Raw genomic sequence first — 25,460 nt, forward strand, 5'->3', positions numbered from 1 at the left:
TGTTTAAAATGAGACAAATTATAGCTGTTGTAGCACTTTTTATCTCTTTAACGGCTGCAAAAAATCACTCCTTCAAGGCAGATTTTAACGGTAAATGGGTGATCGATATTGCCAAGAGTGATTTTGGAGTGAAAACACCGGAAACAGGTGCGGCAGCTAAAATGAAGATCATACAGTCAAAAACTGAGGTAAGTTTTGATCGCATTTTTCACAACGTGCCTGTTCCGTCAAGAGAAACATTAAAACTTGACGGAACCGAACTGGAAATAAAACAAGATAACTATTCTGTAAAACGGACTTTGCAGCAGTCTGGTGACGGATTTACACTTACCGTAAATTCAAGATATCATATGACTCCCGAATATGATGAATCGTGGGACTATACCCGGGTCGAAACCTATGTCCTCGCGACAGACGGAAAGAGTTTGCTCCTCACCAGGATTTCCACACTGCCCGATGGTAATCAAGAAGTTGTGAAGGCTCATTACGACCGGGTGAAATAATAAACTAATCGCTCCGGAATGAAATAAAATAGTGACCAGCAAATTCGAAATCCTTCTTGAACAGCATTTCCGCGAGCAGCACCATCCCGAGTTTTATGCAGCCCGGCTGAATACAACGTTATACGTCCTGAACGGCTTCACCAGGCGCCGGTTTGGTAAGTCAGTTTATGAGTTGATCCAGGAACGGCTGCATCAGGAAGCCCTTCATCTCCTCATACATTCATCCCTGAAAGTAAGCGAGATTGCGTATACCATTGGTTGTTGTGATCATGGGCATTTTACCAGGAGCTTTAAGAGGAGGGAAGGTGTTTCGCCGGTACGGTTCAAGAGATCTCTCGCTGCGCTCGAGATGACGGCTGGGGCAACCTCGCGATGACGAAAACAACTTTAATAACTAATATGACAGAGCAAGAAAATAGGGCTGCGGCCTTTATGGAAGGCAGAAATGCCCACATTTATACCAATGAGATCGATATGGATCTGACCGATATAGAATTATCTGAAAAGATTTTCAAGGATACAGGTAAAAGTCCGCAGGAGGATTCGGTTTACGTGTTTCTGACGCATGGCAATGCGGATGGACAGGTAGTGATCCTGAAGCCGAAGGCTGATGGCGATGAAATGCTGGTATTGGAGTGCCGGACCGTTCCGGAATTTCGGAAGCGTCTGGGTGTAACGATTGGGAGAGAACAGTTGCTGCGGGAGGTGTTTAAAGAAGAATAAGATAAAGCATTGAGCTTAACCAGAAAGCTTAGGTAGTGGCTTGAGGTGACGGCTTTGTTAAGGCGCTTCATTGCGCTTGGGAAACGACTTTTTGAGGTAGAGGTCGCAACGGTATGTTGCGACCTATTTTTTTTGTTTTAATCGTCTGTAAATCAACATTTTATTTGATAATTTTTTTGTTGTGGAATGATTATAATTCTATCTTCGTGACATCTTTCAGGAATTGTAAATTAAAGTTTAAAAAGAATGGAGACACAAGATTTTCTTTATGAATATGCGCTCATTGGGCATTGGCATTGCACTGCCGGACTTAGCTCCGGAAGGTAACGACCATAAAAAATCAATTCACCTATTAATTCAATTTTTTTAAATGTCGAGACATGATGATGTGTTTAAGCGGCTGCTTAAATTGTTGCAGCGTATTACCCCTAACGTTCCCTTACCCGATGGTCTGGTGCCGTTGCTATTGCAGTGGCTGAGTGATGATATCGGATATGTAAAGGAAGCCACGCTGGAGTGGCAGGGCGAGAAACCCCGGTATGCGTATTTCGTGGTAAAGGGATGTCTGAAAGTGAATGCCTGGAATGAGGATGGCGATATGTATATGTTGCGGATCTACCGGCCCGATACGATAGCTGCCTTTAAGGAGTTCCTGACCCAGGAGGCATCTGATTATGAGATCAGGGTATGCAGGAACAGCGTGGTGCGCCGGATTTCCATTGAGGGCATGCGGGAGATATACCGGTTATTGCCGGGAATGGAGAAGTTTGCTTTTGACACGGCGCTGAACTATAACCAGTCTAAGGAAAAGTTGCACCGGGACTTGCTGGCGATTGAGCAAACGGATGACCGGGTATTGCGATTTTACAAGCTGTTTTCCATGCTGTACCCGGCCAAGGGGTCGAGGATCCGTGATGCGGATATTGCCTCGTTCCTCCACATCTCCCGTGACCAGCTGAAGAAGGCCAGGACGAGGTTGAAAAGGGAAGGGTTGCTTTAGAAGAGCAAAACTTGAGGTTCCAACTTGTGACTTCAACTTGGGGTGGGTCCCGTAGGCCTCCCTAGGTATTTTCCGAGATTGGGGTAGTGGAGGTCACAATTTGTGACCTCCAAATGTGATAAGCAAGGATTCAGGTGAACGGTGTGAAGTGCGCTGTTCACTTTTTTTTGTAGTCTGTATGATAGATAACGGGGCTGATTGGTTGTAGAAGTGCCTGAAAGGAGTTCAGAAATTTGAATATCACATCAACTTATTGGATATAAAAGTTTATTATTGTAACTATTGGTTAATTGTGTCGGTTTTAAGTAGCTTTGCTTTTCAACTGACTTGTTATGACTGAAATACAAAAGGTATTTGAAATAGAGGGTATCCAGGCTCGGATTTTTACAATAAGGGGAAAGCAGGTGATGATGGATCGGGATCTGGCGGAGCTTTATGGTGTGGAGACGAGAGCTTTAAATAAAGCCGTCGGCAGGAATTTGAACCGCTTTCCTGATCGTTTCAGATTTCAATTAACGTCGGATGAATTTAAAGGTTTGATGTTCCATTTTGGAACATCAAATAGAGGCGGTACTAGAAAAATGCCATTTGCTTTCACTGAACAGGGAGTGGCAATGCTATCCGCATTGTTGCGAAGTGAATTGGCAGTAAATGTTAGTATTCAAATTATGGATGCGTTCGTGGAGATGCGCATGATGATTTCTCAAAATGCCCCAATTTTTCAAAAATTGGACTTTCTTGAACAGAAGCAAATGATAATGGAGCGCAAGCAACTAAAGGCGGATGAGAACTTTGAAAAAATATTTGATGCATTGCAAAGTGTCAACTTAAAGCCCAAACAAGGGATTTTTTACGATGGACAGGTTTTCGACGCTTATACATTTGTAGCTGATTTAATTCGTAGCGCAGAGAAATCAATCGTGCTGATCGACAATTATGTAGATGATACGGTATTAAGGATGTTTGCAAAGCGTCGCAATGGTGTTTCGTTGTGTATATATACGAAGCGCGACAGTATTTTGGCTTTGGATCTTGCAAAATACAAGGCACAGTATGGAGCGATAGATGTAAAGGAGTTTAAGAACGCACATGACCGGTTGATTATTGATGGCAGGGAAGTTTATCATATTGGTGCTTCCTTAAAGGATCTGGGGAATAAGTGGTTTGGTTTTTCTAAAATGGAGATGTCTGCCGTAGATATTTTGAGAAGGTTGTAAGGAGGTTGAAAGTAGACACCTGAAAGGGTCAGGATATATCCTTATAGCGATAAGTACTGGTATTTTTGTCGCCAGATCTTTCTACTATGCCCATTTCCACGGCGACACGCAAATCGCGACTGGCCGTTGCCATAGATAAGCTCTTGAAATGCTTCAGATAGTCTTTTCGTGTAAAAGTAATGGTACCGATAAATTCCCGGAACAACGAAATCCTGCTTTCCGGACCCGGATCAACAGCTGGTCGGTCAAGTAACTCTTCAAGCGCCTTTGAGATCGACTCCAGCATATAAGTGATAAACAAGGTGCTATGGCCTTGCTTATCTGACTTACTTAACGCTTCGTAATAACTGGCTTGTTCTGCCTTGATAATGCTTTCGATAGGCAGGTATTCAAATACCGGATAAGTTCTCATGAGCAAAATGGTTTGCCACAGCCGTCCCATTCGTCCGTTCCCATCAGCGAACGGATGGATAAATTCAAATTCATAATGGAAAACGCAGGTCTTGATCAGGATAGGGTCCTTGTCATTTTTTACGTAATCCAGCAGGTCTTTGAGCAAATGGGGTACCATATTGCCGGGTGGAGCAAGATGGGTGACTTCTGATCCCTTGACAATTCCAACATTACCTTTCCGGAGTGATCCGGCTTCTTTGATAAGGCCTTGCATAATCGATTTGTGCGCATCTAGAAGGGATTTAAGCTGAAACGGTTTGAACTCGTGCAGTTTATTATAAGTAGCTATGGCATTTTGTACCTCGAGAATATCCTTTTGCGGAGCCAGGATGCGCTTGTTATTGAGTAAAGCTGTAATCTGCTCTTCTGAAAGCGTATTGCCCTCAATTGCGAGGGTAGATTGGATGGTTTTAATCCTGTTGGCCTTTCTGAGTTCGGTCTGCGGCCTGTTCAGATGCAAGGCGTTAACTGCCCCGATCTGCTCTGAAACCTTCGTTAGCCAGGATAAAATGTCTGAAGTGATCTGGTAAGGTGGCTTATTGTAGCTCATGTTATAGTATCACATGATAGTATCATATGATACTATCAAAGCTACTCAAAAAGCAGGTGAAAAAGTAATTTTACGGGTAGTTTCATTTTCTCGGGTGGACAGTGCTAATTGCGCTGTTCGGCTTATTAGTATCCTGTACCTTTGTATTATTAATCTAAACGAGATTTAACGATCATCTAAATGGAGAACAAGTGTGTAGAAGGGCAGGATAGCCTTTCGGTAAAAATTTACAGGAAAAAGAGTGGTGCCGGCAGTTTGCTCTTTAAAAGCCGGAGACGGGTGCAGCGGGTACACGTGCTGAATGCGAACCTGATCAAAAGTGCTTTACAGGCCTGGGCCGTGGAGTTACATGAGGTGAAGGTATTGCAGATGTGCGGACCGAGGCAACGGAACTGGGTGCTGGAATATGGCGCATGTCCTGTGCACCAGGCGAAGCTTTCTTTATGGGAGCTGAAAGCCGGAGGTGATGTGCTGCGGCGTTTCAAATGGACGGGTTCTGTGGAGGAGCTGCGTACCGGTACGCTCAATGCCTTTAAGTAGGAAGTTTCTGCGTTGATGCAGGGGCGAAATATTAGTCAACCATCATAAAATTGAAGAACGATGGGAAAATCATTAGGAGGCCCATTCTATCACTGGACTGGTAGAGTGGGGAACACTGTTGGCCGGGTGGTCAATGGAGTAAACGTGATCGCTATGGCTGCGGCCAGGGGTCACAGGGTGCCGAGTGAGGCACAGCTGCCGGTGCAGCTGAAAGTAAAATTGGTTTCGCAGTTTCTTTCCAGGGTTTCGCCCTTTATCCGGGTGGGGTTTGAGGATCATGCCCCGGGTATGAGTGCCTGGAATGCTGCGGTGCAGTATAACCTGGAAAATGCGGTGACGGGGGTATATCCTGCTTTGTCGATTGATTATCCGCAGGTGTTGTTCAGCAAGGGCAAGCTGGCGATGGCGGCTGGTCTGGCCTGGGCCACGACAGTGGATGCGCAGATTGACCTTTCCTGGCTGGCTTCGGTACCGGCTTATACGCCTGGTGCGGGTACGGATAAGCTGGCGGTGCTGGTGTATAATCCGCTGGAGGTGAATCCGTTTTTGGTGTCGGTTGGGGATGCGGTGCGGTCGGATCTGTCTTTTGACATGCCGGTGCCTGCTACGTGGAGCGGCCAGACGGTGTATGTGTATGTGAGCTTTGTGTCTTCGGATGGGAGGGTTACGAGCACTACGCAGTTTGCCGGGGCTGTTGAAGTGCAGTAGGGGTTGAAAAGGGGGCGGCAGGTTTAATCGCCTGCCGTCATCTCGAGGGAACCGAGAGATCTCTTGTTCTGGTAGGGTTCAAGGGATCCCTCCTGCGTCGGGATGACGGGACTGGAGGGTAAGGGGTTGCTTTGTCATTCCGCCTCACAATGACGTGTTAAAAGCAATGACGGGCTTAAGCGCAGTGATGTGGTTGATGTCGTGATGTGGTTAATGCCATGATGTGGTTAATGCCATGATGTGTTTAAAATTTAAGATAATAAGATTAAAAGGTATGAAAGAATTAATAGAAAGGGCTTTCCTGAAGGGGAATGCTGAAGTTACTAAGAGAGTACTGTTTTTCGTTACGCTTGTGTTGCTGTGGCCGTTGTTGCAGCGGGTGGTGCAGGGTGTGGATGAGACGGCGGGTTATGTGGATCCGGGGATTTGGATGCTGGTGTTGCTTGCGCTGGTTTGTTACCTGGGTTTGGTGGGTTTATCGTTGTGGCTGGTGAGTGGGTTGATTCGTTTTTTGGGGTTGCCGGGTTTGGGCAGTATGGTTTCACGTTTTAAAAAGTTGGATGTATGCGTTCAGTTATGGTTTTATGTGGTTTGTTATGCGCTGTTGCTCTTGGCGGGGGTATTGGTGCTGATGGCGGTGTTGTAGGAGATGGTTATGACAGGGTTATCAAAGCAGCGGAAAAGGACCTCGGGGTTCGGGAAGAAGGTGGTGAGAATTGTGGGCCGCGTATTGGGACTTATCTTAAGTACGTGGGTATCGGAACGCCTGCGCCGTGGTGTGCGGCGGCGGTGAGTATGTGGTTCAGGGATGCGGGGTTTCCCGCTCCCCGGACGGCCTGGAGCCCGGCGTTGTTTCCGAAGGAGAGGGTTGTGGGTTTGGGAGGGCTGAGCGGAGTGGGTGTGCGCGGTTCAAGAGATGTCTCGCAGGCTCGACATGACGGCAATAGGGTGAGTTTGAATGGTGGTGAAGGGGGAGGGCTGAGCGGAGTGGGTATGCGCGGTTCAAGGGATGTCTCGCAGGCTCGACATGACGTGAAAGGGCTGGTGTTTGGGATTTACTTTCCGAAGCTGGGCAGGATCGGGCATTGTGGCTTGGTGGAGGGGGTGCAGGGTGATTTTTGCCGGACGATTGAGGGGAATACTTCGGTGGCGGGTTCGCGGGAAGGTGATGGGGTGTATCGGCGGCTCAGGCACCGGCGGACGATTGCCAAGTTTAGTGATTGGGCCGGAGGTAAATGATCATTCTGGGCGGAGATGTAAATGATTATTCTGGGCCGGGAGGTAAATGATCATTCCGGGCGGGGAGGTAAATGATCATTAAGATTGATACTAGGAACATCAGGAGTTTTGTCTTAACTTGCGGGAAGAACCAAATTCACTATCGCTCATCCGCATGAAAAAATTAAGTATCCTGCTCTTGCTGTTCCTGTCTTATGCGGGAATTGCCCATGCCCAGACCTTTATCGTTAACGGAACCGTAAAAAATGCCAAAGGCGAACCGCTCCCGGCTGCGACCGTATTTATCGACGGATCGCAGAAGGGGGTGGTTACCAATGAAAAAGGTGAGTTTAATTTCGGGGCACTTGCTGCCGGTACCTACGATATTGTAGCAAACATGATCGGTTATTTACCCGCAAAACAGACTGCGGCAGTGAAGTCTGGTCCTGTAAGCCTGAACATCGTGATGAAGGAAAGGGTGATCATGCTGAATAATGTGCTGATCGGCAAGGATGATAAACGCAAGGAATTCATGAAGCTCTTTGTGAAATATTTTATGGGTGAATCGGAGAATGCAAAGGCCTGTAAAATGCTGAACCCCGAAGTGATTGACTTTTCGACGGAAAAGACACTGGTAAAAGCAATGTCCAACGACTTCCTGGTGATCGAAAACCCTAAGCTCGGCTACCGGATCAAATACCTGCTCCGCAATTTTCAGTATGATAAAAAGCTGGAAACCACTTTCTACGAAGGTGAATCTGTTTTTGAAAACCTGGCAGGGACGGGTGAACAGCAGCAGGCATGGGCGCTGAACCGCAAAAAAGCGTATGAGGGCTCGCTGATGCATTACCTCAGGGCTGCGTACCGCAACACCTCCAGAAAGGAGGGCTTCCTGACCTACAGCATCACCAGTATCGGTTTTCCGATCGCGATAGACCCTAACCCGATCATTATGGAGCAGATCGTGCAGCATACGGACAGTAATTTTTTCGTATTCCGGTCCAAGCGGAGGTTGTATACGGTGTATGACCCTAAACAGGCCGCGAAGCAGTCGGATAAGCTGATTGAGGGAAGAACATTGATCGATGACCTGGGCAAGACCGGTTCTATCCTTCAACTGAATGCAGAGATAGATCAGCGTGGAAGCTATGCCCGGTATAAGGACATTCTCATTCAGGGTTTCTGGGGCGCTAAGCGGATTGGCGACCAATTGCCGCTGGAGTATGATCCTGAGCGCAATTAAGCGGTTACGGCTTTACCGCGGCTACCATCATGTGCGGACTGAAGCACAGGAGGTCCTGGTCATTTTCCGTAAGGCCGACCAGTTCCAGCAGCCGCTGCCGCTTCTGCGGGTCTGCCCAGCTCTGGAAATATTGCCCGTCCATCCAGACCATGCCTTCTACGGCATAGAGCTTCGCTGATGTAAACCCTGCCGCACAGGCTTCTTCCAGTAGTTCTGAAGGCCGATGGAAGTGGGCCGGTGCCAGCATACCGGGCATACCTGCGGGTGGCCGGTGCATACCGGTCTTCAGTTCTGCCTTACACATTTCATAAACTTGCGACATATGGATCATTCCACCCTGCAGCGCCGCAATGGCAGAGGCCGCACGTGTGATCGCAAAACCAAGCAGGATCCCGCCTGGCTTCAGGATCCTGGCCGCTTCGGTAAGCGCGTTTATCCGTTCCTGACTTTCCAGGATATGGTATAAAGGACCGTGGAGCACTGCCAGATCTGTGGACGCGGTTTCCAGCGGAAGTTTCCGGGCTTCTCCTATGACACACTGGAAAGCAGTTTTTTTCGCCTTTTGCCGCGCTTTTGCCACCAGTTTTTCTACCGGGTCTACCAGGGTGACCTGGTGGCCAAGTGCTGCCATCCACTGTGCATAGTGGCCCGAACCGCCACCGATGTCGGCGACTTTGAGGTTACTGCCCCCGAGATGCCGGCCGATCAGTAATTTGTTTCTTTCAAACTCGAGCGGGCCCAGGCCAAACTTCAGCCGGGAATCTTCTGCGCTTTCGCTGTAAAAGTCAGCAATGGCGGGATCTATCAGGTTCATAGGCCAAAGTTATGAAAATCCATGCTTATAACGGATTTATGGCTTATCTTCGTGGAATCTGATGATGCTTAAAACCAGTATGTTGCGTTATATCCTGCTCTTATTCTGCTTTTTTCCCGCAAGGCTGCTGGCTTATGAGGTCATTTTTACGCAGATCTCTACCAGCGAGGGCCTGTCCTCCAACTTTGTGAACTGCGTGGCGCAATCGGGAGACGGGTACATCTGGGTCGGCACGCGTAACGGCCTGCAGCGCTACGACGGATACCGGTTTACCCAGCCTTACCGCAAACAGGGGGCAGACCAGCTTCCCGCCCTTCCTGTAGATCAGATACTGGTTTCCGGCAATCCTAAGGTGCTTTGGCTCAAGATGGGGCAGACGATAGGGCTTTTTCATACCGGCACCTATACTTTCAGAAAGATAGACATCCGTCAGCTGATCACAGGTTCCGAGAAATTCGATTTTAATATCTTCAGGGACAGCAGGGGCAATACCTACCTGGTGGTCCGGAACATCGGCATATTTGTTTACAACGCTGGTAAGCAGTCTTTTGAGCGGAACCCGGAGGTACTGGATTATCCTGCCAACTGGATTCCGCAGGCATTGCAGGAAGACAGGGATGGCCGTCTATGGGTGGCCGGTGTAACGGGGCTTGGTTGTTTTGACCCGAAAGCGCACCGTTTTTATACACCGGACAATAACCCGCTCAAACTTCCCTTACTGGCGCAGGCCAGGGGGCTTACTTATGTGACCAATCTCAGTATAGACCGCCGGGGACGCATCTTTCTGAATACCTGGCCGGGCTACCAGAACTTTTACCTTTACCTGCTTGACCCGCTGGCAGACAAGCCCAGACGGATCAGCTATGAACCTGAAAAAGGGGCCAGCTACCATGAGCTCATCAACACGATTGAAAGAAGAGGGATCATCTGGGGTTTCGGTGAGCGCGTCTTTAATATTTTTGATGAGGACGAAAAGGCTTTTCAGATGTTCTATGACCCCCAGAGCACGCATTACGGCATCAGGATCAACCACGTTTACCAGCTCTTTGAAGACCGTGACGGCAACATCTGGGTGGCAACAGATAACGGGCTCTATATCGCTTCGGTCCTGGAAGACAATATCCGCAATGGCAGTATCCCTTATTTCGGTGAGGCCGATATCACCGGCGTAAAGCGGTTGAGCGGCAAACGGATCCTTTTTACTTCCTGGGGCAACGGGGTGAGGGCCCTGGGCTATGACCGTAATTTGCATATCCGCGAATTTCCCGAACTCAGCGAAGCCGTATACCGGGGAGCGCCGGCGGGCGATCATGCTTACCGGCAGGTCTGGGATGCATTGGAAATACCGTCAGCAAACGAGATCTGGCTGGCCTGTCAGAACGGAAGACTGATCACTTACGACACCAGGGCCGGAAAATCACGTTTTCTGGCACCCCTTGAATTCCGGAATTCTACCGTCAGAAGCATCTGCATGGATAAATATGGTGAGCTTTGGTTTGGTTCGCACCAGGGACAACTGGTGCGCAGGAGAAAGAACGGCAGTTTCGAACTGGTACAGCAGCTCGGCAATGCGATCCCGAAGATCTTCAGCGACCGGAAAGGCCAGCTTTGGGTGGCTACGGAGGGGAACGGTCTTTTCCAGGTAGATGCCGCCAGCGGGAGAGTTGTCCGTACCTATAAGGAGGGCGCCCCGGGGCAGCATATCAGTACCAATCATATCAATGACCTCATCCAGCTTAACGATTCGCTGCTGGTGGTCGCCTGCAGCGCAAACCTGGACCTGATCAATCTCCGGACGGGAAAGGTCCGGCAGATCACGGCTTATGAAGGGCTTCCGCAACGGGTGGTGATCTCCCTGCAGACCGATGGGGAGGGTTATCTCTGGATGGGTACGATCGGCGGTATTTGCCGGTATGACCTGAAGAACAATATTTTCAGGATGTATGACCGCAGAGACGGGCTCATCAATGCCAGCAGCAATGCCTACCTGATGAACAGGACGGCTGTGCTTGAAGACGGTAACCTTGTGTTTTCCGGCGAGCGCAGCTTTGTGATCTTTAAGCCAGGTTTGCTTGGACATTCCTTTGTTCCGAAAAAAGTGGCGATCACCGACTTTAAGCTTTTTGACCAATACCTTTCTACGGATTCCATATTGCGGGAAGGCGGGGTGAACCTGAGGTACAACCAGAACTTTATCAGTATTTCTTTTGCGGCGCTGTCCTACGAACAAAGTAACAAGCTCAAATATTATTATAAACTGGAAGGGGCCAGCAAGAACTGGGTAAGGGTAGAGAACGGCCAGTCGGCGAACTTTGCCTCGCTGGCCCCGGGAGACTATACGTTTATGGTCAGGGCGCAGAACAGTGACGGTATTTTCTTTACCGATATTACCGCCCTGCCTATCCGTATAACCCCTGCTTTCTGGCAGACGTGGTGGTTCCTGGCGCTGGTGGTCATCATTGCACTGATCCCCTTTTATGTCATTTACCGGCTGCGTATCCGGCGGCTAATGGAAGTACAGTCTATCCGCGAAAAGGTGGCAAGGGACCTGCACGACGATGTCGGCTCTACACTTACCTCAATCAATATCCTGAGCGAAATGGCCCGGGCAAAACTTGGGGAGACCGAAGATACGGCAAGGGATTACCTGGCCCGGATCAGCACCAACAGCAGTGAGATGATGGAATCTATGGACGATATCGTATGGAGCATTAAGCCCGATAACGACAACCTGCTGAAGATTGCCGCACGGATGCGGGAATATACTGCAGTGGTGCTGGAACCCCAGCATATAGATTATACCTTCAACAGCAGGGAGGTGGTCCGCAATATCAGGTTTGATATGGAAGAACGCCGCCATATTTTCCTGATCTTTAAAGAGGCGCTGAACAATATCCTCAAGTATGCACAGGCCAGCCGCGTAGACATCAGCCTGACGCATACCGCCAGTCATGTGCTGCTGGAGATCCGGGACAACGGCAGGGGGTTTGATCCCTTATCGGAAAGTAACGGTAATGGTCTCAGCAATATGTCCAGGAGGGCCCAGCTCCTGAAAGGCAGCCTCTATATTAAGTCTTCTCCGGGCGAGGGAACGATGATCAGGCTGGAACTTAAGATTAGCTGAGGGTTTTAATTCAGCTGCAGCAGCAGGTATTTTTCCAGGGTGGCGGGCCTGGTCTTAGCGTTGAGGAATTTTCCCTTGAGCCTGGTAATGCGGTAATGGTCAAAGCTTTTAAGTACCTGCGCACCGTATTTTTCCTTCAGCAGGCTGGCTGCAGACGCAGGGGTATAAATGATGAGCTTATCGTTTACGGGACGGCTACTGAGTAACTTGTCGAGTGCATGGGTATCGGGCAGGTATTTCGGGATGCCACCGGCATAAAATGCAAATGCAAAGGCGTTACTGTCGGAAAATATTGCAGTAGTTGTCTTCGGGTGGTTGTTGCGGAGCCATTGTCCGGCGGTCATTCCGGCCTGGTACCGGAGCAGGGCCGGATAAAAAAAGGCATACAGGAAAACCATGATCCCTGCAGAAAGCAGGCTGCCCCTGGCAACCAGCATCAGCTGGTTCCTCCCTTTGATATAGATAAAAGACAGCAGGGTGACCATCATCATCATGCCTGCTGTGAGGTAATTGTTTTTAAAGCCGGATAGCAGGGCAATGGCACACAGCAGCAGGATAACCAGCAGGAAGAGGACGTTCTGAATATAGCTGAAGATCTGTAGTGCGCGGTCCCTGAGGCTGGTCAGATATATGGCGTTGATGACCGCAAAAAAGGGGAACAGGACGATGATATAATGCGGCAGCTGAAACCTGGAAAAGGAGAACAGGAGAAAGGTGGCGGCTGCTGAAGTCCAGAGGATAATGATCTCCTGGGGCTGGCCTTCCCGGTGCCTTCTTTTGAACAATTGAAAAACTGCGGTACACAGCAGCAGGGACCAGGGAAGAAAAGCCCATAATGTGGTATGCAGAAAGAACGACAAATCGCCTTTTCCCCTGATGGGGCCGGTATTCAGGAATCTTCCGAACTGGCTGTCGATGAAAAAGAAACGGATGCCGGATACGGCCTTTTGTCCGAAGACCACTTTTTCGGGGTGCAGGTCGAACTGTGTATACAGTGCATACAGTTCGGGGACAATAAACAGCAACAGCATAAAAAGTGCCGCCCACCACCTGGCCCTGAGCAACTGCCTGGCTTGGCCGGTAAGTATCCAGTAAATGATAAAGCCGGAGAAGACCGGTATCACGGCGAACATACCTTTCGTCATTACAGCAGCTGCTGCAAACAGCGAGCCGGCGACGACATGCCAGAAGCTTTCCTGCTGTGCCTTGTAGTAATGATAGACTGCAGCGATGATCAGTGCGCAGAGGTAACCTTCTGCACGGACATCGAAATTGGAAATGACCAGGTGCAGCGCAGTCAGAAAGATGAGGCTGCTGACCAGACCAATGCGCTTGTTACAGATACTGCGGCCAAGCAGATAGGTATACCAGGCTCCGGAGAATGTAAAAAGCAGTGCAGGCAGCTTATACGCAGGTGCCGATATACCGAATAACTTAAACGACAGTGCAGTCACCCAGAAGGTAAAGTGGGGCTTGTCCAGCCAGTCATTTCCGTTCACATACAGATTGATCCAGTCGCCGGTCAGTACCATGCGTTTGGCGATACCTGCATACAGGGCGCCATCTGGTTCCATGATCTCTCCTGAAAGGGAAAGGACGCTTATGGCCGCTACCGCCGAAATGAGAAATAGGTAGAGCCGGTTCTCTGTTAAAGTCATTTTTTAAGGATACAAAGACCTCGTCAAAATGTTTGACGCTGCTCAAGATAGTTCTGCTTTAAAACCATAAGGTTAACCTGTTGTTAAGATTAAAATTTGAAAATTATTGATTTTAAAACCGGGTTTTTGAAAATAAAAAGGCAATTTGCGTCCGAAAAAAAACAGAGGTATCATGTAACCGCAAAAAGGGGGAGTTATGGAAGAAGTCATTGTTGAGGAAGTTTTAAGGCTGCTGGAGCTGGAAGACGACACGCAATTGAAAATCTATCTGGACGATCTGAACATCTCTGATGTAGAACATCTGATCGATGAGCTTCCCCAGCATGCGATAAAGTTTATAGATACGCTTTCCGTTAAGCGGGCAGTCAATGTATTCCGCATCCTCGATTTTCCGACCCAGGAACGTATCCTTAAAAAGCTGCCGGGCGATAAACTGGCCAAACTCATTAACCTGCTTCCCCCAGACGACCGTACTGCATTGTTTGGAGAACTGAAGGGCGATGCGGTTGCCAAACTGATCATCCTGCTTCCGGCCAAGGACAGGGCAGAGGCCTTGTCTCTACTGGGCTATAAAGAAGATAGTGTAGGCCGGCTGATGACGCCGGATTATATTGCCGTTAAGAAGGACTGGACGGTGACCCGGGTGTTGTCGCATATCCGTCGTTACGGGAAAAACTCTGAAACGATCGACGTGGTCTATGTCATCGACAAAGACGGGATATTGCTGGACGATATCAGGATCAGGGAGATCCTTCTTGCCGATCCCGAGGCAAAGATCGGTGAGCTTACAGACCAGCGCCTGATCTCGCTGAATGTTAAGGACCACCAGGAAGAGGCCATCAATGTCTTCAGGATGAACAACCGGGTGGCTTTGCCGGTGGTAGATGACAGTAACGTATTGCTCGGGATCGTTACCGTGGATGATATTCTCTGGATCGCTAATGAAGAGTATACGGAGGACATGCACAAGATCGGGGGTACCGAAGCACTGGACGAGCCCTATCTGGACATGCCTATTTTTGGCCTGTTTAAAAAACGCATCGGCTGGCTGGTTGTCCTTTTCTTTGGCGAGATGCTTACGGCTACGGCGCTTCAGCATTTTGAAGATGACATCGCCAAGGCGGTTATACTGGCGATGTTCATGCCGCTCATCATGTCAAGCGGCGGTAACAGCGGCTCTCAGGCTTCGACACTCATTATACAGGCGATGGCACTCGGAGAAGTAACGATTGCCGACTGGTGGCGCGTCATGAAGCGCGAACTGATCTCTGGCCTGATGCTGGGGCTGGTGTTGGGTATAATAGGCTTTCTGCGGATATTTGCCTGGACGTTGTTTACAGATATTTACGGCCCGCACTGGATGCTGATTGGCATTACTGTGGGAATTTCGCTGGTAGGGGTGGTGTTATGGGGCTCGCTCACCGGATCGATGCTGCCGCTGCTGCTTAAAAAATTAGGTGCAGACCCTGCAACGTCGTCTGCACCTTTTGTCGCCACGCTTGTAGACGTAACGGCCCTGATCATTTATTTTTCAGCTGCGGTAATGCTGCTGACCGGAGTGTTGCTGTAGGTTATACGTTAAAGCGGAAGTGCATGATGTCTCCGTCTTCCACTACATAAGTCTTTCCTTCTACGCCCAGCTTGCCTGCTTCCTTACATGCGTTTTCAGAACCAAGGGTTACAAAATCATTGTATTTGATCACTTCTGCACGGATAAAACCCTTTTCAAAGTCAGAGTGGATCACACCGGCAGCCTGTGGTGCTGTAAAGCCTTTGGTAATGGTCCAGGCCCTTACCTCCTGTACACCGGCGGTGAAATAAGTATAGAGGTCCAGTAGTCTGTAAGCGGCACGGATGAGTTTGTTTACGCCCGATTCGGTGAGGCCGAGGTCGGCCAGGAATTCCTGGCGCTCTTCATAGCTTTCCAGTTCCGCAATCTCCGATTCGATCTTCACGGAGATGACCAGTACTTCTGCATTTTCATCCTTTACGGCCTCTTTTACCTTTTCCACATAGGCATTTCCGGTGGTTGCCGAGCCCTCGTCTACGTTGCAGACATACATTACTGGTTTTTGGGTAAGCAGGCCAAGATCCTGTATCACTTCAAAATCTTCGGCACTGACAGGAGCTGTTCTTACCGATTTCCCGCTTTCCAGATGGGACTTGATCACGCTGAGCACATCGAATACCTTTTTGGCATCCTTATCATTCTTCGCCATCTTTTCAACTTTCTGGATGCGTTTGACCACGGTGTCCAGGTCTTTCAGCTGCAGCTCGGTATCAATGATCTCCTTATCGCGGATCGGGTCTACCGAACCGTCTACGTGGATTACGTTTCCGTCATCGAAACAGCGCAGCACATGGATGATCGCATTGGTGGCCCGGATATTGCCCAGGAACTGGTTGCCCAGTCCTTCTCCGTTTGAGGCGCCTTTTACCAGACCGGCAATGTCCACGATCTCTATGGTATTGGGCACTACCCGCTGGGGCTTCACCAGTTCTTCCAGTTTGGTCAGCCTGTCGTCAGGCACTGTAATTACGCCTACGTTAGGTTCGATCGTACAAAAAGGAAAATTAGCTGCCTGTGCCTTCGCATTGGACAAACAGTTGAACAGGGTTGACTTTCCAACATTGGGCAAGCCCACGATACCGCATTGTAATGCCATGAATTGTTTTTTTGAATTAGCCCGCAAAGGTATCAAATTTTTAAAAATATTCTTATGTTTAGCCTTGTCTAAAGCTTAAAGACAATAACCGGATATGGAACACACAGATCAGAATGAAAACCCTCAGCTTACCGTTACCGAAGAGGTCCGCAGTTATATTTATGAAACGACCAAATGGACTCGTCTGCTGGCTATCGTAGGTTTTGTCGTCTCGGCTTTTACCGCACTGACTGCATTGGGTGCTCAGGGGATCATTTCAGCAATGAGCCAGGTGATGGGAGAAGCCAACAATCCTTATGCGAAGATAGGGGCCGGGCCGATGATGTTTATTTTACTGATTGCCGCATTCATTTATTTTTACCCCAGTCTGCTGCTTTTTAATTACAGCAACAAAGCCAGAAACGCGGTGTTTTACGCAGAACAGGATGAGTTTACCGCGGCGATGGCAAAGATGAAGTCGTTCTTTAAATTCTGGGGCGTGCTGACGATTGTGGTGCTCGGCCTGTACGCGCTGATCATTATCGCCAGCATTACCATGGGTGTTGGCGCTTCGCTGACTTCCTGATCCTTTAACCAAATATCCACCTGACAGATGAAGAGAAAGTATCTTGTTGCAATGGCCCTGATGGGGCTGTGCTCCGGAGCGGGGTTTGCCCAGTCTGCAAACGAAGTACTCAAGCCGTTTGGACCGGTACCTAATAAGTACCAGTATGACTGGCAGCAGATGGAGTACTACATGTTCATCCATTTCGGTCCGAACACCTTTACCGATAAGGAATGGGGGCATGGTGACGAAGACCCTAAGGTCTTTAACCCGACGAAGCTGGACGCCCGTCAGTGGGCCAGGACGGCAAAGGCTGCAGGAATGAAGGCCATTATCATTACCGCCAAGCATCATGACGGGTTTTGCCTGTTCCCCAGTAAATACAGCACGCATACGGTAAGGGAAAGCAACTGGAAAAACGGAAAAGGTGATGTGCTGAAGGAGCTGTCTGCTGCCTGCAAGGAATACGGATTGAAATTCGGAGTATATCTCTCCCCATGGGACCGCAACCATCCGTCTTATGGCACCCCGGAATACAATGATATCTTCGCCAAAACACTGGAAGAGGTACACAGCAACTATGGCCCTATCTTCGAGCAATGGTTTGACGGTGCCAAGGGAGAAGGGGAAAAGAAACAGGATTATGATTTTCCAAAGTTTTACAAAGTGGTGCGTAAGCACAATCCACAGGCGGTGATCTTCAGTGACATTGGTCCGGACATCCGCTGGATGGGCAATGAAAGTGGTGTTGCCGGTGAGACCAACTGGGCCAGGCTGGATACGGACGGTTTTGGTGTAGGGGCAGATGCGCCGCCAGCAAAGGTACTGAACACAGGAAATGAGGACGGCAAGTACTGGATACCGGCCGAGGTAGACGTTTCCATCAGGCCGGGCTGGTTTTACAGCGCCTCTACAGATAGCAAGGTGAAGACGCTGCAGCAGCTGGAGTCTATCTATAATACTTCGGTGGGCCGGAATGCGAACCTATTGCTCAATGTACCCGTTGACCGGGAAGGACTGATCCATCCGAACGACTCTACCCGACTGATGGAACTGCGCCGCTATCTTGACGCTACCTATAAGACAAACCTGGCAAAGGGCAGTAAGGTAACGGCGAGTACAACGCTGGACAATGCGCACCAAGCGCAAAGACTGACTGATGGCCGTGTGGAGACTTTCTGGGCCGCTGCAGGAAAGGAAGAGAAAATCACACTTACGCTGGACCTTGGAAAGCCGGTCAGCTTTAACCGCATTTTTCTCCAGGAATATATTCAACTCGGTCAGCGCGTGCGTTCATTCAAAGCGGAATACTGGGACGGAAATGCCTTTCAGCCGCTGGGCAGTTACACGACCATAGGACATAAAAGGATCCTGACCTTTCCGGCCGTTACCGGCAGTAAGATCAGGATCGTGATCGAAGGGGCCAAGGCTGCACCGCTGCTCTCGGAGATCGGTGTTTACAAAGCACCCGATATGCCTGCTCAGTGACCCTCTATGATCCTGTTGAGCCAAAGGTGCTTCACCTTTCTCTGGTAAGCCCAGTAGAAGACGATCGGATAGACGAACAGGTTGAACAGGGTATTGGTCAGCAGTCCGCCGATAACGACCACGGCCAGGGGCTTGGATGCTTCTGAACCTATGCCTGTAGAAAGTGCTGCAGGCATTAACCCGATGGCTGCCATCATCGCGGTCATGATCACTGGCCGCATCCTGGCCGCAACGCCGTCTCTTACGGAATCTGCAAAGGTCCAGTCTGTACGGTGCTTCAGTTCGGCGATATTGCTCTTGAATCTGGTGATCAGGATCACCCCATTCTGTACACAGATGCCAAACAGGGCGATGAACCCGATACCTGCCGAAATGTTGAAGTTGATGCCTGTGAACAGCAGTGCCAGGATGCCGCCGATCATGGCAAAGGGCACATTGTTCAGCACCAGCAGGGAGTCCCGGAAATTGCCAAACAGCACAAACAGGATAAAGAAGATCAGCAGCAGGCTTACCGGTACTGCCTGTGCCAGCCGGCTGGTTGCCCTTTGCTGATTTTCAAAATCACCGGCCCATTCCAGCCGATAGCCTTTTGGCAGTTTGATCCTGGCATTGACCTTTTCCTGTGCCTCTGCGATGACGCTGCCCATATCCCTTCCCCGGATAGAAAATTTAATGGCCCCGTAACGTTCGTGGCGGTCGCGATAAATGATGCTTGGGCCGGTGACTTTTCTGATGGTTGATATTTCATTCAGCGGGACTTTTGCACCCGAAAGGGTAGGGATGCGCAGCGCCCCGATGGAGGCCTCGTCTTTCCTGAAATCTTCCGGGTAACGGATCCGCAGGTCAAATTTCTTTTCTCCTTCGTAGATCTGGGTGGCCGATTTACCGCCTATCGCCATTTCGATCACCGAATTGGCATCTTCCGTACGCACACCGTATAAAGCCATCTTCCGTTCATCCAGGTTGATCTGCAGTTCCGGCTGTCCAAGGTTCCGTAAAATCCCCAGGTCTTCAATACCAGGTACGGTCTTCAGGAGATCAAAGATCTTTTCTTCTTCCCGTTCGATGTAAGCATAGTCATTTCCAAACATCTTGACCACAATAGAGCCTTTAACACCAGAAACGGCTTCTTCAACGTTATCTGAAATGGGTTGGGAAAAGTTGAGGCTGATGCCCGGAAATCCCTTCAGCTTGTCCTGCATCCGTTCTACCAGCTGCACCTTGCTTTGTTTGCGTTTCCATTCTGTTTTGGGATATATGTCTACCAGAAACTCCATATTATAGAACCCGGTCGCGTCCGTACCGTCATTGGGCCTTCCGGTCTGCGACATGACCTGCTTTACTTCGTCAAAGCTCAGGAAGATCTTACGGATCTCATTGGACAGCTTCCTGGTCTCGTTCAGTGAGACACTCAATGGTGCGCTGGCACGTACATAAATGGAGCCTTCATCCAGCGAGGGCAGGAACTCGGTGCCCAGGAATTTAAACGCAAAGAGCCCGAGGGCAAGCATGACCATCGCCCCGGCAAATACTGCCCTCCTTGCCTTGAAGCAAGCATTATATATCTTCATGACACCTTTGGTCAACGCTTCCAGGAAAATGTTGTGTTTTTCCTTGACGTTTTTCTTCAGCAGCACACTCGCCATGGCAGGTACCAGCGTGAAGGTCAGCAGCAAAGCCCCCAGTAATGCAAAGCTAAGCGTCCAGGCCAGGGGCGAGAACATTTTTCCCTCTACTTTCTCAAAGGTGAAGATCGGCATCAGTCCGGTAATAATGATGAGCTTGGCGAAAAAGATCCCCTTGCCGTTCTCCATACAGGCTTTCCTGATTATGCCCAGCTTGCTCATCTGGTTGAACTTGTCTGCACCTTTCTTATGCGACTGGTAATCCAGTGCAACGAATATTCCCTCTACCATGACCACGGCCCCGTCTATGATGATTCCAAAGTCTATTGCACCCATCGACAGCAGGTTTGCTGACATTCCCTTCAGTTTAAGGCAGATGAACGCAAACAACAGTGCCAGCGGGATAATGAGCGATACGATCAGCGTCGTGCGCCAGTCGGCCATGAACAGCAGCACGATCAGGGTAACGAACAGGATGCCCTCAAACATGTTCTTCATGACCGTGTGCGTAGCGAAGTTGACGAGGCTTTCCCGGTCATAAAAAGGGCTGATCTTGACATCGCCGGGCAGGATACGGGTATTGATCTCGTTGATCTTGTTCTTCAGATTGGCAATGACTTCGCTGGGGTTTTCACCTTTGCGCATCACGACGATGCCTTCCACTACATCAGGGTCAAGGTCCCTGCCCACCTGGCCCAGGCGGGGAAGTGCAGATTCAGTCACCTCGGCAATGGTCTTTACATAAACCGGAGTGCCGTTAAAGTTGTCTACGATGATGTTCCTGATGTCATCGATTCCGTTCAGGACACCGATGCCTCTTACGACATAAGCCTGTCCGCTTTGTTCGATCACATCGCCGCCTACGTTGATATTGCTTTTAGCTACCGCGTCGAACAGCTCTGTCGCAGTTACGCCATATTGCAGCGACTTCTGCGGGTCTACAGTGATCTGGTAAGTCTTTACCTCGCCGCCGAAACTCACTACATCGGCAACACCGGGTACGGACAGCAGCTCCCGTTGTACTACCCAGTCCTGCAGTGTCTTGAGTTCGCGCACTGTTTTCTGGTCGCTCTTGAGCGAGTACCTGAAAATTTCACCCGTCGGGCCATAAGGTGGCTGCACCTCGGGTTTCACCCCTGCGGGCAGGTCGGCATCGTCCAGGTGATTGTTGATCTGCACCCTTGCAAACTGGTAATCGACCTGGTCTTCAAAAGTGATCTTTACGATGGAAAGCCCGAACAGCGAAGAAGACCGTATACTCGTCCTTTTCTCGGTGGGGTTCATGGCGATCTCCAGCGGACGGGTCACAAACTTTTCTACTTCCTCTGCGCTCCGCCCCGGCCATTGCGTAATGATAGTGACGTTCGTGTTGGTGACGTCCGGGAAAGCCTCTATCGTCGTATGCCTGAAGCTGATATAGCCCCACAGCACGAGGATGAAGGTGGCAAAGAAGATAAAGTATTTGTTTTTCAGCGCAAAGCTGATGACAGATTTAATGAATTTGTTCATTTTAAGCTATCGTAAAGAAATAATTGCCTCGATTTTACTACCCGGTCCCCGGGCTTCAGTCCCCGGGCGATATAGGCCTTGTCTTCAAACTTGCGGCCCAGCTTTACTTCCTGTATGCGCAGCTTCTTTACCGGATCCAACATCACGACGTAATACCGGTTGCTGTCGAAGATCAGGCAATCGCTGCTCACTACCGGCAGGCTCTCCCTGTTCTTCGCAGCTACCCTTACTGAAGCCATCATACCTGGTTTCAGCAGGGATTCGGGATTGTCAATCACCACGCGGGCATTCATGACCTTGCTGTCTGCATCCAGTACATTATAGATCTTGCTGATCCGGCCCCTGAACGGGCGGTCGGGATAGGAAAGAATAGAAATGTCTACCTCGTCCCCCTCGCTGATCTTCGCAATGTCTGATTCATAGACGTTGATCAGCGCCCATACCGTCGAAAGGTCTGTTACCGTAAACAGGTTTTGGGTATTGTCGGGGCGCACCTGCATGTGGTCGCTGATGTTTTTGTCAATGATGAACCCGGAAAGTGGCGACCGGATGGAATAGACCCCGTTTTTACTGCCACCGTTGAGGCTCAGCACCGCCCGGGTCCGTTTATCTTCTGCTTCTTTTATCATCAGGTCATTTCTGGCCTGTTCCAGATCACGTGCCGAGGCCAGCCCGCTATCGTACATATCTTTGGCCAGTTGGAGGTTCCGCTGCGCATTTTTTAGCTCAGCAGAAGAACTGATCACTTCCTTGTCAAACCCGGCCATGTCGCCGCTGGTCATCGTGGCCAGCAGCTGCCCTTTACTTACCTTGTCGCCCCGCTTGGCCGGTACGCTCTGTACCACCCCGCTCACCATCGGGTAGATGTTTACGGTCTTCTCTTCATTAGGGGTGATCTTTGCAGACAGGTTCAGTTCTGCCCGGTTACCGGCACCCTTCACGGTATCTGTCTGCAGTTTGCTGACCAGTGAATCGGTTACGATAAATTTGTCGTCCTTGGGTGTTTCCTGCTGCTTTCCTGAGCAGCCAGGCAGCAATAAAGCTGTTACGACGGCCAGCAGGCCGATGATTCTGGAAAGAGGGTACATGTTGCGGGTCATCTTTGCGTGTTATTTGAATATTGCAGTTCCGGTCACGAAATTGATTTCCTGCCGGGCATTCATGCGTTCGTAGCGCAGTTTGTTCAACTGCAGTGTATTGTTCTTGTAGGAATCGTAGAAGTCCAGGAACTCGATCAGGCTGATGTTCCGTTTTCTGAAATTGCGCACCACCTCTCCGATCAGGCGGTCAAAATCTGCGCTGAAGTTCTTGTCTATGCCCTGGTAAAGTTGTTCTGTACGCAGTACGGCAAGAAAGCTATTGTGTACTTCGTTTTCCAGTTCGTTCTCCTGTTGTTTCAATAGGGTGCTTCCTGCATCTACCGCAATGCGGGCCTTTTTGATCTCACCCTGGTTGCGGTTGAACAAAGGCAGGGGCAACTTAATGCCGATGCCGTTATAGTGCCGGATATAGCTGCCCTGAAGATCATAAGCCAGTGAAAGCTCAATGTCCGGTACCGCATTTGCCTTTTGCAGGGAAAGATTCTTTTCCGCGTAGGCCACACCGGTACGCGCCAGTTGCAGATCGGCCCGGTTGCTGCGGGCAGTATCCAGCAAACTGGCATAGAGCAGCAGGTTGGCCGACGGCCTTTCCTCTTCCATTTCCCCGGGCTGTAAAACAATCGGGGTCTCTGGCTTAATGCCTGTCATCAAACGGATCTGGGTAAGCCCGTCCTCAATTTCATTCTGAAGGCTGCTGTACTCGACCTGCAGTGTATAGAGCAACGACTTTATCCGCAGTACTTCTTTTGCCGCGACATTCCCCAGTTTCAGCTGCTGTTCGTTGGCGCCCAGCAAGGTTTGCAGGGAAGAGATCTGCCGGGCATACAACTGTGCAGACTGCTGGTCGTAATAAGCTTTGCTGTAAGCAGAAGACATGGTAAACTTCAGCGTGCGCATCAGGTCATAGTAAGCATAGGAAGCCATTTTTACACCCAGTCCGGCCAGTTGTATGTTCTTGTTGCGTTTTCCCGCAAGCCGGATCATTTGAGACAGGGATGCCTGGAACTGGCCGTTCATCCTGTCTGTTTGCAGGAATTTCCGGGTATCAGGATTATAAAGGACGTTTTCGTAGCTGAGCTCCGGGTTGTCGAAAAGTTTCGCCGTGATCATCTCCGCCTTTGCCTGTTCAACCTGGTATTGCTGCGCAATCAGCTGGTAGTTGTTCCGGACAAACAACTGTTCGGCCTGGGGAAGGCTTAGCTTTAAGGTATCCTGTGCATTTACCTGAAAAGGCGCAGTAATCAGGCATAGGCATATGCCTGTCAGCGTCAGGATAAGTGTCGGTCTGTTGGTGCCGGTCATCTTGGAAATTTTAGGCAAACCTATCCTGAGGGCATTAAAAGCCAATTAAAGCGAAATTAAAACCGGGTTAAAATTGGCTGTACCCACTGTAAACAGCCTGCAGACGGTCAATGGTTTGGAAAAGACAGGTGGAAGCAGGAGCCTTTGCCCCCTTCTCCGGGGGTTGCGCTGATGCTGCCGCGATATAAGGTTACGATTTTGTTGGCCATATAAAGGCCCATACCTTTTCCGGTATGCCCTGGATATGAAGAAACCGTATAATAAGGTTCAAAAATATGTGAGAGGTCTGTGGGGGCGATACCGGGACCAGTATCTGAAATGCTCAGGGAAATTTCACTGTTTTCAGCATTAAGCAGTATGGTTACAGGCTGGTTATCTGAGAACTTGAATGCGTTACCGATGACGTTGTTCAGTGCAATTTTCATCAATACGGGATTGCAGGCTATGGTCAGCAGACTTTCTTCTTCAGGCAGGTTGTCCATTTTTACCAGTAATTGACAGCGGGGGTCCTTCTGGGCCCATTCCTGCTGAAGTTCCCAGATCAGCTCATCTAATCTCAGGTTTTCCTGCCTGGGATCGCCATATTCGAGATCAGCCTGTGCCAGGGCCAGCAGACTGGTGATGATCTCTTCAAGCCTGCCCGCGTCTTCCAGCATTGCCTGCAATGCCTTCCGGTACTCTTCGGAACTGCGTTCCTGGGCGAGCGAAAGCTCAGCCCCTATGATCATGCCGGTTATCGGGGTGCGCAGTTCATGTGAGGCATTGGCCACAAATGTTTTCTGAAGCACAAAGGCATGCTCAAGTTCCGCCATCAGGTTGTTGAAATTGCGCGCCAGGAGCGTGATTTCGTCTTGGTTCCGCCCTTCTTCCACACGGTAATTGAGGTTGCCTGACTTGATGCGTTTGACCTGTCCGATGAAATCGTCCAGCGGGCGCAATATGCGTTGCGCGATCCAGCGTGCAGAAAGCAACAGTCCTATGAAAATGACCAGGAAGATCACGGTCATGATCTTCCAGAGTTTCTCTACCCGGCGCATGGTACCATAGTCAATAGCTGAGGCCAGGATGACAAAGTCTCCCTGATTGTCTTTATAATAGATGCCCACCACCTGTGCATTGCCTTCCCTGAACCGGACCCGTTTTTCCCTGCGTACCCTCTCTATGGTCTGCTTTGGCCAATATTGCTGGGCATCTTCAATGAAAGCAGGCTTGTTCTGCGCGTTATAAATCCGGATCACCTCCCCGCTGAGTTTTTCCAGATACCTTTCCCTTACCCGGTTCAGCGAATCCAGAGAGATCTCGTCGGCCTCCAGATAAAGTTTTGCAGTTACCATAGTCCGGTCCGTTAACCTGGAAAAGAAATCGGCCTGCATGAACCTGATAAATACAAAATAAACGGAAACCAGCACGCTGATCAGCACCAGGGTACTGATGAGTGTAAAATACAAGGCAAGCCGGTCTTTGATCTTCATGGT

The 25,460-nt window shown here is 49.7% G+C and carries 22 protein-coding genes; 14 read left to right on the forward strand and 8 right to left on the reverse strand.

Annotation, left to right across the window (positions count from 1 at the left end; all coding sequences use genetic code 11):
- Nucleotides 1-8: 8 nt before the first annotated feature.
- The 5 genes from P2W84_RS05685 (at nt 9) to P2W84_RS05705 (ending at nt 3,443) form a co-directional block, all read left to right on the forward strand.
- Nucleotides 9-503 carry a hypothetical protein gene (locus tag P2W84_RS05685; RefSeq protein WP_276089151.1) on the forward strand — a complete coding sequence of 165 codons (495 nt, stop codon included), beginning with the start codon at nt 9-11 and terminating at the stop codon, nt 501-503.
- Between the two features lie 31 nt (nt 504-534).
- Nucleotides 535-879, forward strand: coding sequence for an AraC family transcriptional regulator (locus P2W84_RS05690; RefSeq protein ID WP_276089152.1), 345 nt, complete (start codon nt 535-537; stop codon nt 877-879).
- A 23-nt stretch (nt 880-902) separates the two neighbouring features.
- A complete protein-coding gene (locus P2W84_RS05695; protein ID WP_276089153.1) occupies nt 903-1,226 on the forward strand; it encodes a hypothetical protein in 324 nt (107 codons plus the stop codon).
- A 370-nt stretch (nt 1,227-1,596) separates the two neighbouring features.
- On the forward strand, nt 1,597-2,226 hold the full coding sequence (locus P2W84_RS05700; protein ID WP_276089154.1) for a cyclic nucleotide-binding domain-containing protein: 630 nt from the start codon (nt 1,597-1,599) through the stop codon (nt 2,224-2,226).
- Nucleotides 2,227-2,558: 332 nt separating this feature from the next.
- On the forward strand, nt 2,559-3,443 hold the full coding sequence (locus P2W84_RS05705) for an ORF6N domain-containing protein (protein ID WP_276089155.1): 885 nt from the start codon (nt 2,559-2,561) through the stop codon (nt 3,441-3,443).
- A 28-nt stretch (nt 3,444-3,471) separates the two neighbouring features.
- Here P2W84_RS05705 and P2W84_RS05710 read toward each other — a convergent pair whose 3' ends face one another.
- Nucleotides 3,472-4,446 carry a Fic family protein gene (locus tag P2W84_RS05710; protein WP_276089156.1) on the reverse strand — a complete coding sequence of 325 codons (975 nt, stop codon included), beginning with the start codon at nt 4,444-4,446 and terminating at the stop codon, nt 3,472-3,474.
- A 180-nt stretch (nt 4,447-4,626) separates the two neighbouring features.
- On the opposite strand from P2W84_RS05710, the gene P2W84_RS05715 reads away from it, so the two are divergent.
- The 5 genes from P2W84_RS05715 to P2W84_RS05735 all read left to right on the forward strand — a co-directional run bounded on the left by P2W84_RS05715 (nt 4,627) and on the right by P2W84_RS05735 (nt 8,155).
- Nucleotides 4,627-4,986: a hypothetical protein gene (locus P2W84_RS05715; RefSeq protein ID WP_276089157.1), complete on the forward strand. Its 360-nt coding sequence runs from the start codon at nt 4,627-4,629 to the stop codon at nt 4,984-4,986.
- A 60-nt stretch (nt 4,987-5,046) separates the two neighbouring features.
- Complete coding sequence (locus P2W84_RS05720) at nt 5,047-5,694, forward strand: DUF6266 family protein (protein ID WP_276089158.1); 648 nt, start codon at nt 5,047-5,049, stop codon at nt 5,692-5,694.
- Nucleotides 5,695-5,968: 274 nt separating this feature from the next.
- A complete protein-coding gene (locus P2W84_RS05725; protein ID WP_276089159.1) occupies nt 5,969-6,340 on the forward strand; it encodes a hypothetical protein in 372 nt (123 codons plus the stop codon).
- The gene (locus tag P2W84_RS05730; protein ID WP_276089160.1) at nt 6,259-6,933 is read left to right on the forward strand and encodes a hypothetical protein; all 675 of its coding nucleotides are present in this window, start codon (nt 6,259-6,261) and stop codon (nt 6,931-6,933) included. Before P2W84_RS05725 ends, P2W84_RS05730 begins: the two co-directional genes overlap by 82 nt.
- A gap of 154 nt (nt 6,934-7,087) precedes the next feature.
- The gene (locus tag P2W84_RS05735) at nt 7,088-8,155 is read left to right on the forward strand and encodes a carboxypeptidase-like regulatory domain-containing protein (protein WP_276089161.1); all 1,068 of its coding nucleotides are present in this window, start codon (nt 7,088-7,090) and stop codon (nt 8,153-8,155) included.
- A gap of 4 nt (nt 8,156-8,159) precedes the next feature.
- Here P2W84_RS05735 and P2W84_RS05740 read toward each other — a convergent pair whose 3' ends face one another.
- Nucleotides 8,160-8,969, reverse strand: a complete 810-nt coding sequence (locus P2W84_RS05740; protein WP_276089162.1) for a class I SAM-dependent methyltransferase — start codon at nt 8,967-8,969, stop codon at nt 8,160-8,162.
- Between the two features lie 61 nt (nt 8,970-9,030).
- Between P2W84_RS05740 and P2W84_RS05745 the strand changes: the two genes are divergently transcribed.
- Nucleotides 9,031-12,093 carry a sensor histidine kinase gene (locus P2W84_RS05745; RefSeq protein ID WP_276089163.1) on the forward strand — a complete coding sequence of 1,021 codons (3,063 nt, stop codon included), beginning with the start codon at nt 9,031-9,033 and terminating at the stop codon, nt 12,091-12,093.
- A 5-nt stretch (nt 12,094-12,098) separates the two neighbouring features.
- Here P2W84_RS05745 and P2W84_RS05750 read toward each other — a convergent pair whose 3' ends face one another.
- A complete protein-coding gene (locus P2W84_RS05750) occupies nt 12,099-13,751 on the reverse strand; it encodes a glycosyltransferase family 39 protein (protein WP_276089164.1) in 1,653 nt (550 codons plus the stop codon).
- Nucleotides 13,752-13,947: 196 nt separating this feature from the next.
- Here P2W84_RS05750 and mgtE point away from each other — a divergent pair, with 196 nt between their 5' ends.
- Nucleotides 13,948-15,321, forward strand: coding sequence for a magnesium transporter (gene mgtE, locus P2W84_RS05755; protein ID WP_276089165.1), 1,374 nt, complete (start codon nt 13,948-13,950; stop codon nt 15,319-15,321).
- A 1-nt stretch (nt 15,322) separates the two neighbouring features.
- On the opposite strand, the gene ychF is transcribed toward mgtE, so the two are convergent.
- The gene (ychF, locus tag P2W84_RS05760) at nt 15,323-16,417 is read right to left on the reverse strand and encodes a redox-regulated ATPase YchF (RefSeq protein WP_276089166.1); all 1,095 of its coding nucleotides are present in this window, start codon (nt 16,415-16,417) and stop codon (nt 15,323-15,325) included.
- Nucleotides 16,418-16,511: 94 nt separating this feature from the next.
- On the opposite strand from ychF, the gene P2W84_RS05765 reads away from it, so the two are divergent.
- Together P2W84_RS05765 and P2W84_RS05770 are read left to right on the forward strand one after the other, a co-directional pair.
- Nucleotides 16,512-16,982 (forward strand): hypothetical protein, encoded by a 471-nt coding sequence (locus tag P2W84_RS05765; protein WP_276089167.1) that lies wholly within the window; start codon nt 16,512-16,514, stop codon nt 16,980-16,982.
- Nucleotides 16,983-17,009: 27 nt separating this feature from the next.
- Nucleotides 17,010-18,449 (forward strand): alpha-L-fucosidase, encoded by a 1,440-nt coding sequence (locus P2W84_RS05770; RefSeq protein WP_276089168.1) that lies wholly within the window; start codon nt 17,010-17,012, stop codon nt 18,447-18,449.
- On the opposite strand, the gene P2W84_RS05775 is transcribed toward P2W84_RS05770, so the two are convergent.
- The 4 genes from P2W84_RS05775 to P2W84_RS05790 form a co-directional block, all read right to left on the reverse strand.
- Nucleotides 18,443-21,583 carry a CusA/CzcA family heavy metal efflux RND transporter gene (locus P2W84_RS05775; RefSeq protein WP_276089169.1) on the reverse strand — a complete coding sequence of 1,047 codons (3,141 nt, stop codon included), beginning with the start codon at nt 21,581-21,583 and terminating at the stop codon, nt 18,443-18,445. The genes P2W84_RS05770 and P2W84_RS05775 overlap by 7 nt on opposite strands.
- The gene (locus P2W84_RS05780) at nt 21,580-22,683 is read right to left on the reverse strand and encodes an efflux RND transporter periplasmic adaptor subunit (RefSeq protein ID WP_276089170.1); all 1,104 of its coding nucleotides are present in this window, start codon (nt 22,681-22,683) and stop codon (nt 21,580-21,582) included. Before P2W84_RS05780 ends, P2W84_RS05775 begins: the two co-directional genes overlap by 4 nt.
- Nucleotides 22,684-22,692: 9 nt before the next feature.
- Nucleotides 22,693-23,985: a TolC family protein gene (locus P2W84_RS05785; protein ID WP_276089171.1), complete on the reverse strand. Its 1,293-nt coding sequence runs from the start codon at nt 23,983-23,985 to the stop codon at nt 22,693-22,695.
- A gap of 107 nt (nt 23,986-24,092) precedes the next feature.
- A complete protein-coding gene (locus tag P2W84_RS05790) occupies nt 24,093-25,457 on the reverse strand; it encodes an ATP-binding protein (protein ID WP_276089172.1) in 1,365 nt (454 codons plus the stop codon).
- Nucleotides 25,458-25,460: the final 3 nt, after the last annotated feature.

The organism is Pedobacter sp. JY14-1 (assembly GCF_029269825.1).
Lineage (GTDB): Bacteria > Bacteroidota > Bacteroidia > Sphingobacteriales > Sphingobacteriaceae > Pedobacter.